The organism is Caproiciproducens sp., from assembly GCF_053840905.1.
The window spans coordinates 151988-165036 of the sequence record NZ_JBNLXQ010000007.1; the positions used below are offsets into that span (position 1 = coordinate 151988).

At 48.5% G+C, this 13049-nt stretch carries 16 protein-coding genes; all 16 read right to left on the reverse strand.

Going from position 1 to position 13049, the window contains the following annotated elements:
• Positions 1 to 283 (reverse strand): Kelch repeat-containing protein (locus ACQGQ5_RS09260; protein ID WP_455736231.1); only part of this gene is annotated, 283 nt, incomplete at its 3' end.
• Positions 280 to 1224, reverse strand: a complete 945-nt coding sequence (locus tag ACQGQ5_RS09265) for a hypothetical protein (RefSeq protein WP_455736232.1) — start codon at positions 1222 to 1224, stop codon at positions 280 to 282. The genes ACQGQ5_RS09260 and ACQGQ5_RS09265, both read right to left, overlap by 4 nt.
• Positions 1225 to 2274 (reverse strand): siphovirus ReqiPepy6 Gp37-like family protein, encoded by a 1050-nt coding sequence (locus tag ACQGQ5_RS09270; protein ID WP_455736233.1) that lies wholly within the window; start codon positions 2272 to 2274, stop codon positions 1225 to 1227.
• Between the two features lies 1 nt (position 2275).
• Positions 2276 to 3115 (reverse strand): phage tail domain-containing protein, encoded by an 840-nt coding sequence (locus ACQGQ5_RS09275; protein ID WP_455736234.1) that lies wholly within the window; start codon positions 3113 to 3115, stop codon positions 2276 to 2278.
• Positions 3112 to 5427 (reverse strand): phage tail protein, encoded by a 2316-nt coding sequence (locus ACQGQ5_RS09280; protein ID WP_455736235.1) that lies wholly within the window; start codon positions 5425 to 5427, stop codon positions 3112 to 3114. The genes ACQGQ5_RS09275 and ACQGQ5_RS09280 overlap by 4 nt, the downstream gene beginning before the upstream one ends.
• Before the next feature lie 172 nt (positions 5428 to 5599).
• Positions 5600 to 5968, reverse strand: coding sequence for a hypothetical protein (locus ACQGQ5_RS09285; protein WP_455736236.1), 369 nt, complete (start codon positions 5966 to 5968; stop codon positions 5600 to 5602).
• A gap of 42 nt (positions 5969 to 6010) precedes the next feature.
• The gene (locus tag ACQGQ5_RS09290) at positions 6011 to 6571 is read right to left on the reverse strand and encodes a major tail protein (RefSeq protein ID WP_455736237.1); all 561 of its coding nucleotides are present in this window, start codon (positions 6569 to 6571) and stop codon (positions 6011 to 6013) included.
• Between the two features lie 2 nt (positions 6572 to 6573).
• Positions 6574 to 6981 carry an HK97-gp10 family putative phage morphogenesis protein gene (locus ACQGQ5_RS09295; RefSeq protein WP_455736238.1) on the reverse strand — a complete coding sequence of 136 codons (408 nt, stop codon included), beginning with the start codon at positions 6979 to 6981 and terminating at the stop codon, positions 6574 to 6576.
• Positions 6974 to 7324: a hypothetical protein gene (locus ACQGQ5_RS09300; protein ID WP_455736239.1), complete on the reverse strand. Its 351-nt coding sequence runs from the start codon at positions 7322 to 7324 to the stop codon at positions 6974 to 6976. The genes ACQGQ5_RS09295 and ACQGQ5_RS09300 overlap by 8 nt, the downstream gene beginning before the upstream one ends.
• A complete protein-coding gene (locus tag ACQGQ5_RS09305) occupies positions 7321 to 7644 on the reverse strand; it encodes a phage head completion protein (protein ID WP_455736240.1) in 324 nt (107 codons plus the stop codon). The genes ACQGQ5_RS09300 and ACQGQ5_RS09305 overlap by 4 nt, the downstream gene beginning before the upstream one ends.
• The gene (locus ACQGQ5_RS09310; RefSeq protein ID WP_455736241.1) at positions 7637 to 7924 is read right to left on the reverse strand and encodes a head-tail connector protein; all 288 of its coding nucleotides are present in this window, start codon (positions 7922 to 7924) and stop codon (positions 7637 to 7639) included. The genes ACQGQ5_RS09305 and ACQGQ5_RS09310 overlap by 8 nt, the downstream gene beginning before the upstream one ends.
• A 10-nt stretch (positions 7925 to 7934) precedes the next feature.
• Positions 7935 to 9140 (reverse strand): phage major capsid protein, encoded by a 1206-nt coding sequence (locus ACQGQ5_RS09315; protein ID WP_455736242.1) that lies wholly within the window; start codon positions 9138 to 9140, stop codon positions 7935 to 7937.
• Between the two features lie 2 nt (positions 9141 to 9142).
• Positions 9143 to 9811, reverse strand: a complete 669-nt coding sequence (locus tag ACQGQ5_RS09320; protein ID WP_455736243.1) for a head maturation protease, ClpP-related — start codon at positions 9809 to 9811, stop codon at positions 9143 to 9145.
• 1 nt (position 9812) lies between these two features.
• The gene (locus tag ACQGQ5_RS09325; RefSeq protein WP_455736309.1) at positions 9813 to 10979 is read right to left on the reverse strand and encodes a phage portal protein; all 1167 of its coding nucleotides are present in this window, start codon (positions 10977 to 10979) and stop codon (positions 9813 to 9815) included.
• 10 nt (positions 10980 to 10989) lie between these two features.
• Complete coding sequence (locus ACQGQ5_RS09330; RefSeq protein ID WP_455736244.1) at positions 10990 to 12672, reverse strand: terminase large subunit; 1683 nt, start codon at positions 12670 to 12672, stop codon at positions 10990 to 10992.
• The gene (locus tag ACQGQ5_RS09335; RefSeq protein WP_455736245.1) at positions 12669 to 13046 is read right to left on the reverse strand and encodes a hypothetical protein; all 378 of its coding nucleotides are present in this window, start codon (positions 13044 to 13046) and stop codon (positions 12669 to 12671) included. The genes ACQGQ5_RS09330 and ACQGQ5_RS09335 overlap by 4 nt, the downstream gene beginning before the upstream one ends.
• Positions 13047 to 13049: the final 3 nt, after the last annotated feature.

The window sequence follows — 13049 nt, forward strand, 5'->3', positions numbered from 1 at the left end:
ATCCAGCACTTGAACTCGTATTACGACCACCGAAGATGTATATTTCATCCCCAAAAACCGCGCTACAAAACTCAGATCGCGCGGTAGGCATATCTGCCGCCAAACTGGGATTCTGCCACTGTTCCGCCGCCCACACGTTGCTGTCGAAAACAATTTTTTTGATTTTTTCGGCAAGGGCAGTTTTCAGCCATACACCGTCCTTTTCAGCCGGTTCAGTCGGCTGCGCGTAAACTTTCAGCCGTAGATCACTCCCGCCCCCGCCCTGTGCTGTGTTAATGATCACGATACATCCCCCCTGATGGTTACTGCAACCGGTATGTCAATCTCCGGCTTATCTCCGTCCGCCAGCAATGTGATGCTGTCCGTACCCTGCCCGCCGCCGCGTATCAGAGCAGTCCGCCACGCCGCCCACTGCGCCGCTGTTGCGTCCGCTGTCGGCTGTACCTCTATGCGAGTAGGTTCGGATTTTGCCCCTGTCACGGCCACTGTGATGCTGTATGGGGCTATTACCCCTGTCCAATTTGCAGCTTCCAGAACAGCCGTTGTAAAGATGCTTTTATCCGCTTTTGAAGATTGCAGCCCGTTAATCATATTCAGCAGATTTCCTGCCGTTTCAGCGTCCAGTATATCTTTTAGACTATTAACCCATACCGTGAAATCAGCCTCGTTTACATTTTTAAAACTCGCCAAATCAGCTTGAATTTGGTTGTAAAATGTCGTGGTGTCTATCTGCTGAAAAGCTCCGGTCACAATGCCACATACTGAGCTGTCAAGTCGCGTGTCGGTAATCAGTGCCTGCGTGATCGCCGTCGTGCCAGCTGGTACACTAATTTCTGCGATTTTAAGATCGTATTGTTCCGCCGTGCGCACAATGGCAGGGGCAACCGGATTACTCGCGGGCGTACCCGTGATAACTTGTGCAGTAACGTCACGGGTATTTATGTCGCTGCGCAGGACAATGGTGTCCTTGCGGTTAAGCACACCGTCAGCGTTTGCAACGGTCAGCGTGAGAGGGCTATCATTATAGTATTTGCGGACTTTCCACGCGGGGCCGACGTATGCGCGGCCTGCGGGAATAACTACGGACATATTTCCGCCTGCAGTTACGGCCAAATCACCGTTTTGGACGCCATGCGTTGCAAACCCGCCCGCGTACTCCGCATAATCATCATCGGTATATTCCCGGTCGCCGTTCACATCCGGCCAAAAATAGCTGTGTTCCATTTAATCACTCCCTAAATTCAAAACTTCCGGTAAGGGCGTCCCGCATACCGGAGTCACTGTCATAACACCGTTTTCATAGACCTCTTCGACTTCGGTGATTCGCTGATTCAGTGTGATACCCCACTTTTCAAAAGAAACGATGTCCCCCAAATCCCAATCAGTGAGATATTCAAAATTTTCCGTGCTGACGGCCCCGGCTTCAAACAATTCCGCTTTTGCAGCTTCTGCGAGTTTTTCAAGCCCGCGCTGCCGGAGTTGTGCTTGATAGTCAGCGTCGGTTAGATCGCCTTTCTGCAGGTCTTTTGCGTCAACCCATAGTTCGCGGCGCGGTTCTCCGCTGGCCCGGTCTACCTCGACGATTACCCGCGCTGTGCCGTCTCCCTCGCCGCCGACAATGGCATAGTTTTTATATCCCGTCGTATTCAGCGTGTACTTTGGCCCGGAAATGTTGCGGAATTCGTCAGAAAATAAAACATACGGTCGCGTGGTTTGCGTGATCGTCTTGTCCAGACCGTCGTAAACCTCAAAAGCCCATTGCTTATTCGGCACGTCCAACCGTACTCTAAAGCCGAGCGGAGCGGACTTTCCCAGTGCTTCGCAGACCGTGAGCACATTTTTATATGACGCTTGAAAACTGCATGTCTGCGTAAATCCCACGGACGCGCCGAGCATCAGACCAGATAAAGGTCGTACTGTGATTGCGTTGTCAGATACAATCTTATGCATGGCTGCTTCCACGGTTCCGCTGAAATTGATGGTTGGCGTGATGATACGCTGGTCGAGCATACTTGACCCCATGCGGCCAGTTATAGCCAGTTCGTCGCCGTTGTCTGTACCCTCGATTGCGACACCCTCAATGATGCCGGCTTCGGAGCGGTCGAGGCGATGGATGATATTATCCTCTGCCAGCAGTGACAGATTTTCACTCGTCGCCGCGCAATGTAACTCAAATTCCCCCGGCTCGAAAAAGCGCCGCCGCCAGCGGAAGGAAGAATATTTGTCGATCGTCCCTTGCTGCTCAATCGTGGGGCTGTAAATTAGCAAGTCCATATTAAGCCCCCCAGTATGCCTTCGTGTGCAGGATTGACACGCTTAAACTGTCTATTCCGCTCTCCGCGTCATACCTAAATAAATTATCCCCCTGATAGGCTTGTAGCCACTTAGGAGGATATAGCATGAGATTATTGATATTTGTGGTCGCGCCGCCGGAAATCAGCTTGACACGCTTGTTTCCGTCCCCGGTTGTGATGACGATCTTATCCCCGGCATGCATGGTCGTGTTGATCTGCATCAGCTCATAACGATTGACATCGTACAGAGACGGGTTGACCACTTCACCGGAAGCCGTAAATTTCACGGTCAATCCCATTGGCACGGCGCTGTCATTATGGACATTCCCTATCAGGGTATTTACCTTTTCCGTCACCGTGAAAGGCGGATGAATCCGCAATGGGAATGTTATTTTTCCCTGCCAAACTGCCAGCTGTGTCAACTGATCTTCCAGAGCGTAAAATTTCGGGTCTGAGCAAATTAAAGACAGTGTAATGTGTCTAACTGGGCCGTCGCCTGCAGGAGCGATCTGCTCGACATAATAGTTGATCTTTTTTCCGTCGTCGTTGTCGTAAAGATAGAGGACCCCGGCAGAGCGCGGCTGAAAGAAACTATACAATCGGTTCCGCTGGGTGTAATAGTCAGCACGTTTCACACCGATTACAATAACAATCGGGCGCTTTTTTGCGGTCGAGCCGTTGTAATTTTCGCCATCTTGCCCCGAATTTTGGGAGGTTAAGACCTCATAGTCCGCGCCGATTCCCTCAATTGACTCTAAATATAATGGGGAGCGGCCAATTGTGACCTGCTCCCCTCTGACGTTTTCGCAAATTAATTTCATGATCTCGCCCCCAGCAATAGCTGACGTTTAGCGTTACGGACTTGTCGCGCAGTTTCGGCGGGGGATAACGCTTTAGGACTGTTGATTATGATGGTATCGCCACCTTGTGCGCGTCCTGTTTGAGCGCTGCTCGCGGTCACGTTTATGTTTCCAGTTATCCCCGACATTGCAGCATTTATTGAGCTTTTAGCCCTTGCAACCATTGACGGTATTCCTGCCATAAAATCAGTATTTTGGATTCCCTCACTAATTCCTAAGCCGATGTATTGGCCGACTTCATCACGCATTAAGGTAGATGGGGAGTGTATCCCGAAAAAGTCTTTTAAACCTCCGACAATCTTTTCTCCGACTTTTTTTACTGCCTTTTCTACCCAGCTCCATGCGGTAGAAAATCCGTCGCAGATTCCTTTGATAATATCTCCACCGATTTTTCCCCAGTCCTGTGCTTTTAAGCCGTCCCAGATTTCAGAAAGCATTTTAGGCCCCATTGCCAGCAGTTGAGGCAATGCTCCGACTAATCCGGTAATTACCGCGGCTATGATTTTCGGTGCCATCGTAATTAGTTGTGGTAGTGCATTGATGATTCCGGTAATGATAGACACGATAATTTTTGGTGCAGCTTCGATCAGCTTTGGTAATGCTCCGACAAGGCCTGTGATGATAGTCATAATAATTTGCGGTACCTTTTCCAATAGTTGCGGCAGCGCGTTCATGATGCCTTGGATTAATGCCATAATGATTTTAATTGCCGAATCTATAATTTGTGGCAGGTTGCTGATTAGGCCGTTAACAATGGTCATGATGGCTTGTACTGCCATTGGAATAAGAGTAGGTAGCTGTGCGGATAAACTGTTTACAAGCGTTAAAATGACCGTAATGGCCGTTGACATTATCTGTGGTAATGCGCTTGTTAAACCGGATATAAGCGTCATAATTGCCTGCACACCTGCGGTAATTAAAGCCGGGCCGTTGTCCTGCAAAATTTGCAAAACAGAAGTAATGATTAAAACTACCCCGCTTGCCAATGCCGGAAGTGCAGCCGGAATAGCCTGTACAATTGCCCCAATTGCGCTTGACAAAACCTGAGATACAATTGGGATAGCTTTCGTAATCAACCCGGATAGTTGGGTAACAATAGACGATATTCCGTTGGAAAGCACTGTGCCAAATTGTGTAAAGTCCCCGGTCGTTAAAGCGGTATTCAGCGCTCCTGACATGTCTCCAATCAGTCCAGTAAATTGGTTAAGCATAGGCAGGGCTCCCGCCGCCATTGTACCGGCCATTCCTTTGAGGGCAAGTTTTGAAGCGTCTAAGCTATCGCCGAAGCTGTCAAGCCCAGAAACTGCTTCGTTTGACATTACTGCGCCGTTCTTTTTGGCTTCATCGGACATATTTTTCAATTCGTCTCCGCCAGCTTTAATTAATGGGTTTAGTTCCATTGCGGATTTGCCAAAAATGTTCATTGCAGTTGCGTCACGTTCGGTGGAGTTTTCCATTCCGCCTAATTTGGTAATTACTTCGTTGAATACTTCCGTGCTATTACGCAAATGCCCGTTACCGTCGGTTACTGATACCCCTAATGCTTTAAACGCCGCGGTTTGTGTCTTACTTCCGGTGCTTGCACTCTGCATGTTTTTGGTTAATTTAGCTTGCGCCCTGGTCATAGTGTCAAGTTCCACGCCCAGCGCGGAGCCCTGATATTTCATGACTTGCAGTTGTTCGGCAGAAATTCCGGTAACGTCTGACATTTGCTGCAAGCCGTCAGCGGTTTCGACGGACGACATAAGCAACTTTCCAGCTCCTGCCGCTGCTGCGACTGTTGCCGCACCCATTGCCGCGAGTGAAGCACCGGCCGCTTTTGCACCTGTCGCAAGCCCGCTGCCTAAGCCACTTAACCCGCTTTTTAATTTATCTCCGAAACTAGTTGAGGATTTTCCTGCGTTTTGCAGCTTATCGTCAAGGTCTTTGATTTGATTTCCGGTGGAAAGCATTTCAGCTTTTGCTTTATTCAGCGCAGTTTCCATGCGCTTAGATCCCTCGGAATTATCTCCTTGCGCATCTTTCATAGACTGCAGAGCTTTTTCAGTTTCTTTTACCTTTGCAGCCTGCTCGTCAAATGTCTTTTTTAGGATGTTCTGTTTTGAGCGGAGAGCATCTGTGCTTTCACCGTTTCTTGCGAATTGAGTCGTGGAAACTTTTAACTCAGAGCTGAGAAGTTTTAAGTTGCTGTTGATTTGGGCGCAATTATCCTTGTACTCTTTTTCACCGTCAAACGATAGCCTTGTTTTTATGTTGTCGGTTTTGTCAGCCATTAAAATCCCCCCAGCGCTTCATCAATTGGATCCATTCTTTTCTTTGCTTTTCCCTCATAAAATTGCTTTGCCTTGTTCAGCTCTAAAATCTTGTAAGGCGTCATTTTCCATGCTTCTATTTCGGAGTATCCAAGCGCCCAGTGAGCGATATAAAAAAGCAGCGCGGTCGAGTTTACATCGTACCCGTCGCTGCTATCTTGGGGTTTTCTTCATCTGCCGGCTGCCCTCCGGTTGTGCTGACATTAAACGCTGCAAAAATGGATCCGATAGCAGTGTTCATATTACCGGAATTAATCAGCTTCCCAACTTGCTTTTCGGTGAGTTCTTCTTCGCCCTCGTCAGCTCCCTCGTTGATAAGCAACGCAAGGATCCATTTGAGGTCTTTTATGTAGTGCGGGTTTTTGTCCTTGTCGAGGATTTCTCCGAGCTTATCGTATCCACCGTACTTGTCGTTCAGATCGTCAATGACATTGAGATCAAACAGCAAATGCCGGGTTTTGTCTAGTTCGATTTCGTATCTGCCGTCTTTTAATGCGCTCATAACAAAATTAGGGAGAGCGTTTGCTCTCCCCTACCTCCTTTTCTAAGTTGCTGCTGGTTCCGGAACCGCCGTAAACCATGTTGCCGCCGCCGTGTCTGTCGGGAGCGCGGTAATATCGGCTTTCCATGCCCCGTTTTTGTTCAATGCCTGGAATGTTCCTTCAATAGTGGGCGACTTAAACTCGATTTTCTCCGCCTTTGTTGCGAATTCCTCCGACGGCATGGAGAATTTCCCCTTGTAAAGCCACACATAGCGGAACTTTCCTCCGGTTTTTTTGGCGCGAAAGCCAATTGCGACATAAGGCGGCGCGTCGTCCTTATTGGAAAACACTATTTTGCTGGTTTCGTCAACCTTTGCGCCGAGCAAGGTTGCTGTGTCAGCGTCGGCAAGGTCAGCAACTTCCAAAACCAACTTTGCATTTGCAAATTCGCTTACCTGTTCTGCTACGCCGTCATCAGCGTAGAGTGTGCCATCCGCCAGAGTTGTGGTCAGCTTTGCGGAAATAGCCTGTGCCAGCTTTTTGGGCGTCCCGAATGTTTCTGCCCCGTCAGCCGCTTCGGTGACGGTCGCCATATACAAATCTCTCAAACCAAGAGTAGCCATAATTAACCCCCTTTATGGTTGTCCCATATTTCTTTTTCTGTTTCGGTGATTTCGTCTGAACACTTTTCATTTGCCGTGCGCATCCACGGGCGGGCAGGAATTTTGCTTGTGCCATACTCGGCGATAAAGCCTTTGTCCGCGTTTCGAGTGCCTTTGTGATCTTTGCCCTGCGGATAAACGTCAACATACGAATTGTCGTCCTTGTCTTTTTTGATATTTGTAGGCTTGATGGAGTTAATAAAATCCCCTGTGTCCCGGATTTTCATTGCCTGAGCCTCAGTCTTTTGCGCTTTGACAAGGATTTCTGCACCCGCTTTCAGCATTTCTGGGATTGCTTCTTCTGCCGCCTGCTGATGGTGCATCATGTCATTTATGACATCATCAATTCCTACGGTGTTAAAATCAGCCATTGCAATCCTCCAAATAGACGTCAACCGGGACATGGTAAAATCCCGTGTCTTTCTCGTAAATCTCCGGCCCGCTACCCTGAATTGTGAACCCTGCAGCTTTCAAGCGTGCTTTTACGTCCGCAAGCAAGGGTTTATAGTTGCCTTTGCTGAAAATGTCGATTGTGGCGGTCACGGAGCCTTGCACGGGTTCATCATCCGCATAGGTGTCATCCTTATCCAGTAAGGTATAAAACGTGATGTAGGTCGTTTCTGCGCCAGTGTAAACGATAGGCGTTACGGATACGGCTTTGCCGCCCGACGTAATACCGGAGAGAGCGGACAAGACAAGCGGATTGATATTCACGCGCCCACCCCCAAATCAGTGCAAGTAATTTCCAGCATTTCGTCGTCTTTGGAGTAGGTGCGGAGGATTTTATACTTCTTTCCGTCGTGTTCAAGACGGGTCGCTTCCACTCCATCATAGGTCGATTCGTCAAAATCCACCTTACGGGTATTAAACACAGCGGTTGCCGTCGCCCCAGCCTGTAAGCTGGAATAAAATTCGGCGCGGGATACAGACTTTTTATCAGCAAAAACATCGTGTGGATGCTCCACTTCTGCCGGGAATCCGTCCGCGTCCTGCCCTTTGGTTACCGCAATCAAAGTGATAATGTCTTTATACACCCGCAACCACCACCGTATTGTAATCTCCTGATAATGCCATTGAGTTTTTAAGCATATCGTACGCCTTTTGATACCTTTCGCTGTCCGCGCTATAGCCAAAGTTGGCCTTTACATAAAGAACAACGGCCCGCTGCGTGAGCGGGTCGCTGTCCTTAATTACGTTTACGCCGGATAGTTTAAGGTCTATTTTACAAGCGTCGATTATTGGTTGAATCTCCGCAGAATCAAACGCTGTTGACTTTATACGGAGATTTACTTTTACATCGTCAATCAGTGCCATATGTCACCTCTTAGGCTACAGTCTTTTTCAGCACAACAAGGCTGTTCTTATCGACAACTTTGCCGTCGACCAGCATAATTGCCTTTGTGATCTGATCGTCGGTTTCGTTGTCCTCATAACGCTTGACCGTAACCGCGTAGTTGGTGTTGAGAACGTAGTCGGAAAAACTAAAGAGGAACGCAAACAGGGTATCAGTAGTGACCGTATCGGCATAGCTGCCCATGTAATCGTTGAGGACAACGGTGCGGCCAAGCAGAGTGCGCTCCGGTCTGCCATTGATACCCTGATTTACGCGGGCAATCGGCTGCTTCTGAGAATCAAGCATTCCGACGAACTGCATAAAGGTCTTTTTGGTCATGCACCATACCGCATTGGCTTCATAGGCAAGCGGCAGAGCAGATTCGGCGGAGATCAGCGTTGCGTAGGTGAGTTTGTCAGCAGCGGCAAGAGTAACGGTCTGACCGTCAACCGGAGTTTCGGTCAAGATGCCTTTCGGCTGGGTTGTACCGTCGCCGCTGATGATTGCCTGCTCCTGCGCCTTGACCATTGCTTCTGCAACATTGTTTGTAAACGCAGTTTCAAACACGCCGAGAGTAACCACGGAGGTTTCAAGTGACATGGAAATTGCGCAACGGAGTTTGAAATTGGTAAACGTGATGGATCCGGTAGTCTTTTTCTGTTTGTCGGAAGTGGCGCCCTCAGATACCCATGTTGCCACCGGCTTAACACTGGACGTAGGAATGCTCAGGCCGCCCTGATATGCGGTCTTTGTTACGAGCGGAAGAATCATGCCGGTAGATTCCATTTTTTCGATGATCTTCTGCATAATCGTGGTCGGGATAACGCTGCCGACATCGGTTGTCTTGGTGTTAGCATCTGCGTTCTGGAATTTCGCAGGAATAGCAGTGCCTTTCAGCACGTTGTTCATGAATGCCTTGCGGTATTCGACGGAGTCGTACATGTCGGTCGTTTCCGGACTATATGCGCCGATAGAATCCACAACGCGCGCGCCCGCGCCAGAAAGGTCGACAATCTTCTGGTTGTCTTTCAGAGCGTTCAGATTTGCCAATGCTTTCGCCTCGTTGTCAAACTGAGTGTCGAGGTCTTCAACAGCCTTGGTCTTTGCGGCGGCATCTTCCAGTTTCCCGTCATTGATAAGGGCCTCTGCTTCTGTGAGCAGGGAATTGCGGTCGTTCATGTATTTTTCTTTTGTCATTGTTAAACCACCTTTACTTTCAATAAATTTAATTTGGCCTGCAAAAAAACCGCCTGCTTTTCAGCCTGCGGATTCTTCATTTGGTTTCTGATTTTATCGATTACAGAGCGCGGCAGCAAGCCGCTATTAAAGGACGCTGCAAGTTGCGGAGCGTCGGCAAACATCACTTTATCAATCAGCCCTTTATCGACTGCCTGTTGCGCTGTCAGCCACGTTTCTTTGTCCATCATGGATAGCGCGTCCTTTTCTGTCATGCCGGTCTTTGCAACGTATGCCGACGCAATGGTCTTGTTGGCCTGTTGCAAGACATCCGACTGCTTATCCATGCTGTGGTAGTCGCCCTCCGCATAAGACGATACGTTATGTACCATCATCATTGCCGTAGGCGACATTTCGGACTTGCCGGCCATTGCAATGACAGACGCGGCCGAGGCGCATAGCCCCACAATTCGGATATTCACGCCGCCGGCGTAACTTCTCAGCGCGGTATAGATTTCAGACCCCGCAAAAATATCGCCGCCGCCCGAATTGATTTCCACGTCAACCGGCATACCGTTTGCTTTTTCCAGCGCATCGGAAACGTCTTTGGGGCTGGTCGCGTCAATTCCGAACCAGTCGTAAATCCATTTGTCCGCGTTCTGGACAATCGCGCCTTTTACATTGATTTTCACTCTACTCACCTCCCGTTACCGGCGCGGTGTCAAGTCGCCTTACCGGATTATCCCCGCCGTCAATCGGTGCAAGATTCAGTACGGAGCGCCACTCGTTCGGAGTCATTGCCCCGCGGTCAACCATCGCTTGCAGTGCCAACTTTGTGGTCATGCTGGCATACTGTAAATTGTAAGCCTCAAAATAAATGCGATTTCCAAATCCTCGCTGCTTGCGGCTAAAAATCTTTCGGGTGTATTCCTCACTTAGTTGGCGCTCGACCGGCTCAACTTCTGCCTCAAAATACGCCGTCCAGTCATCTTCTCCGTAACTGGATTGGACAATCTTCTTATTGGTGTTGAAAAAAGAATAGATACGGTCGGTTGTTCTGTCCATCTGTGAAGCGTTCGGAACGTAATCTTTCGGTTCCACTCTCACTGCTTCGGCCTTGCTATCCACCGCGGCGACTCCGACCGACGCGCTGTCAATGCTCAGGTAGTTTGTTGCGAAATCCTCAGCTTGCTTTTTCAAGTCCTCCGGGCGCATGGAATTTGTAAATTTCAAAAGCCACTGAACGATGGAGGAGTTTTTAATTGCTTTGATGATTCCCTGATCTGTCGTAGAAACTATGTTCATCAGCGGTTCAAGCGCAAGTGCAGGGCTTTCACCGAATATGTCGTTTTCGTTGTAATCCTGTCGCAAATGGATGATGTCAGAATATGGGAAAGTGGTTGACCGCCCATTCAAAAACAGGAATTTCAGCGAAAGAGTCATGTCGGAGTTGTAAATTGCTTCTGCTTGAATCGCGGGCACTGGGTAAATTTCAGTCGGAAGTCCGTTCCCGTCCCGGATGATTGCCGCAAACGCATTGTTGTTTAAGCAAAGTTGCGTTGCCATCTTTTCCTGCAGCATTTGACCAGTCATAAACGGGTTTGGCTCTTCCAGAAGAAACCGTATGTACGCGTCCGGGTTAACTGCTGTAATAGTTTTCCTGCCGTTTACCGCAGTTTCTCTAATATGCTTGCCAACCAGCTTTCCGATCGCCTTAACCTTTGGGCGGATGCAGGCGCGAATAATGTCAGACTGATAAAGTTTCCCGTTCCACGCGTAAAATCCGTTCCCGCGGTCAGTCATCATCTGAAAGCGCGTTTCAGTCGGGGAACGGTTAAAAATTCTTTGCATTATTCCCATCAAATCACTCCTAAATCATTGATAAATATTCGCCCATTTTATTCTGCAATACGCAGTAACAATCAAGCAAAGCGGCAGTACCGTCTATCCTTTTTCGTGGGCTGCTCGTCTTGATCGGCTGAATGTTATCGTTTTTGTCAATGTCTATTGCGGTATTTGCAAGACACCATTTGTCAATAGGGTTGTTGTTGTAAATGACAAGTTTACTGTCAAGGTCGGCACCGAGCTGTTTCATGGGCGCCGAGAGAGTTTTTTTGCCTTGAATAACCGGTATCATGCTTTCTTTGCCAAATTCGCCTTTCATTTCCTCCACCCAGTATGTGGCCGACCATGAATCGTACCCGACCCACGGGATGTAAATATCCATTTCATTTTGGACTTCTAAAAACCATTGTGTGACATACTTTGCATGGACTTTGTTCCCCGGGCAGGTGCGGAGCAAACCTTGTTCAGCCCACAAATCATAGGGTATCTTATCTTCTTTGGCTCGCTGCTCAATCAAATCTTCCGGAAGCCAGTACATTTGCAAAACGTAAATATGCGGGTCGTTTGGCACCATAAAAATAACCTTGGCTGCGGTAAGGTCTGTTGTGCTGGATAAGTCAGCACCGCCGATTCCATAGCGCGGCTTCATGGCTTTCAAATCAAACGTATTCGTATTGTTGAGTTGCTCAAACGTCAGCCACGCTTCGGAAGTTGTCTCTCGGATATTAAACTCTTTGCAGACAAGATTCTTAACGAGGCTCGGGTTCTCTTTTGCCTTGCGAACTTTTTCGGCGAGTTGCGCCTCGTTCTTAATTGTGCCGAGGCCGGGATTTGCTTTCTTCCAACATTTCGGATCAGTCCATTCCTTTCGGTTGTCCAGTTCGTAGATAAGTGGGAGAAAATGCTCGTCGTGATAGCCTCCGGGGTCAAAGTATCCGTTTATTACCCGCGTTGCTTCATCGTACTTTTCGTCGTAGATATCTTCTCTGACTGTTCCGGCGGTTGATGTGATAAATATAAGCGGCTGCTCTCTGGCAGTCGTTCCATCGGCCATGATGTCGTATAGAGCCTTGCCTTGCTTCCATTGGTGGATTTCATCCATCAGGCAGCAATGAACATTAAGGCCGTCGAGCGTGTCGCTGTCGCTTGCCAACGGGCGAAATATCCCGTCGTTAAAGTCACAATACAATTCGGAGACAAGCGGCTTCACACGCTTGCGCAGGATAGGGGACTTTTTTACCATCAGTTTGGATGCAAGCCAGATTTTTTTTGCCTGGTCTTTTTTGGTAGCCACGGCATACACTTCCGGACCCGGCTCTCCGTCCGCCGTCAGCATATAATCCCCGACGATGGATGCCAAAAGGGATTTACCGTTTTTCTTGCCGATGATTAAAAGGGCTTCGCGGTATTTTCTCAGCCCCTCAATATCGGCAAACCCAAATATAGCCGCGAGCATGGCCTTTTCCCACAATTCGAGCTTGACGAGCTTTCCGCCCTCCTTGCCTTGGTAGTTGTGGCAGTAATTTTCGGCAAACTCCAATATGTGGTTAGCACGTTTGGCACTATAAAAATACTCGCCCGGATGCTCTATATCGTAGGCGAGTTTCTTATAAGTCTTTTTGATTTTTGCTCCGACGATCTCTTCACCGGATTCGATTTTACCCCAATATTCAAGTATCGGGTTATAATCCCGAGGATAGCGTATCATGCATCCTCACGCCCCGAAACAAAGTCGTCGAATCCATCATCTTGCTCCGGCTTTGGTTCTTCTTTTGGGAGCAAATTTGTAAGCTGATTGATTGCCTTTTGATAGCTGGCGTTCATTGTGTTGTAAAGGTCTGCAATAGGGCGCTTACGATCGTATGGCTCTTGATTGCCCTGCGAAAACGGCTCCGTAAATCCATTCAGATCAATGTCTTTTTCCATATCCTCGAGTGATACTCGCATATAGGCTGCGCGTTGGATAAGCCCTTGCACGGTTGCTTTTTTACGATCGTCTATATCGGCGTATATTTTTGCAAGTCGCTTTTCTTCCTCAGAAATTCGCTCTTGCTTTGTCTTTTGCCGCGTACCTTTTCGCATTTT

What these genes read in the sequence shown, in the direction of transcription:
- ACQGQ5_RS09285 (WP_455736236.1), bottom strand. Translation starts at nt 5,968, where the DNA reads ATGAGCGCATTAAAAGACGGCAGATACGAAATCGAACTAGACAAAACC.
- ACQGQ5_RS09315 (WP_455736242.1), bottom strand. Translation starts at nt 9,140, where the DNA reads ATGACAAAAGAAAAATACATGAACGACCGCAATTCCCTGCTCACAGAA.
- ACQGQ5_RS09290 (WP_455736237.1), bottom strand. Translation starts at nt 6,571, where the DNA reads ATGGCTACTCTTGGTTTGAGAGATTTGTATATGGCGACCGTCACCGAA.
- ACQGQ5_RS09280 (WP_455736235.1), bottom strand. Translation starts at nt 5,427, where the DNA reads ATGGCTGACAAAACCGACAACATAAAAACAAGGCTATCGTTTGACGGT.
- ACQGQ5_RS09265 (WP_455736232.1), bottom strand. Translation starts at nt 1,224, where the DNA reads ATGGAACACAGCTATTTTTGGCCGGATGTGAACGGCGACCGGGAATAT.
- ACQGQ5_RS09275 (WP_455736234.1), bottom strand. Translation starts at nt 3,115, where the DNA reads ATGAAATTAATTTGCGAAAACGTCAGAGGGGAGCAGGTCACAATTGGC.
- ACQGQ5_RS09270 (WP_455736233.1), bottom strand. Translation starts at nt 2,274, where the DNA reads ATGGACTTGCTAATTTACAGCCCCACGATTGAGCAGCAAGGGACGATC.
- ACQGQ5_RS09330 (WP_455736244.1), bottom strand. Translation starts at nt 12,672, where the DNA reads ATGATACGCTATCCTCGGGATTATAACCCGATACTTGAATATTGGGGT.
- ACQGQ5_RS09325 (WP_455736309.1), bottom strand. Translation starts at nt 10,979, where the DNA reads ATGGGAATAATGCAAAGAATTTTTAACCGTTCCCCGACTGAAACGCGC.
- ACQGQ5_RS09295 (WP_455736238.1), bottom strand. Translation starts at nt 6,981, where the DNA reads ATGGCTGATTTTAACACCGTAGGAATTGATGATGTCATAAATGACATG.
- ACQGQ5_RS09335 (WP_455736245.1), bottom strand. Translation starts at nt 13,046, where the DNA reads ATGCGAAAAGGTACGCGGCAAAAGACAAAGCAAGAGCGAATTTCTGAG.
- ACQGQ5_RS09310 (WP_455736241.1), bottom strand. Translation starts at nt 7,924, where the DNA reads ATGGCACTGATTGACGATGTAAAAGTAAATCTCCGTATAAAGTCAACA.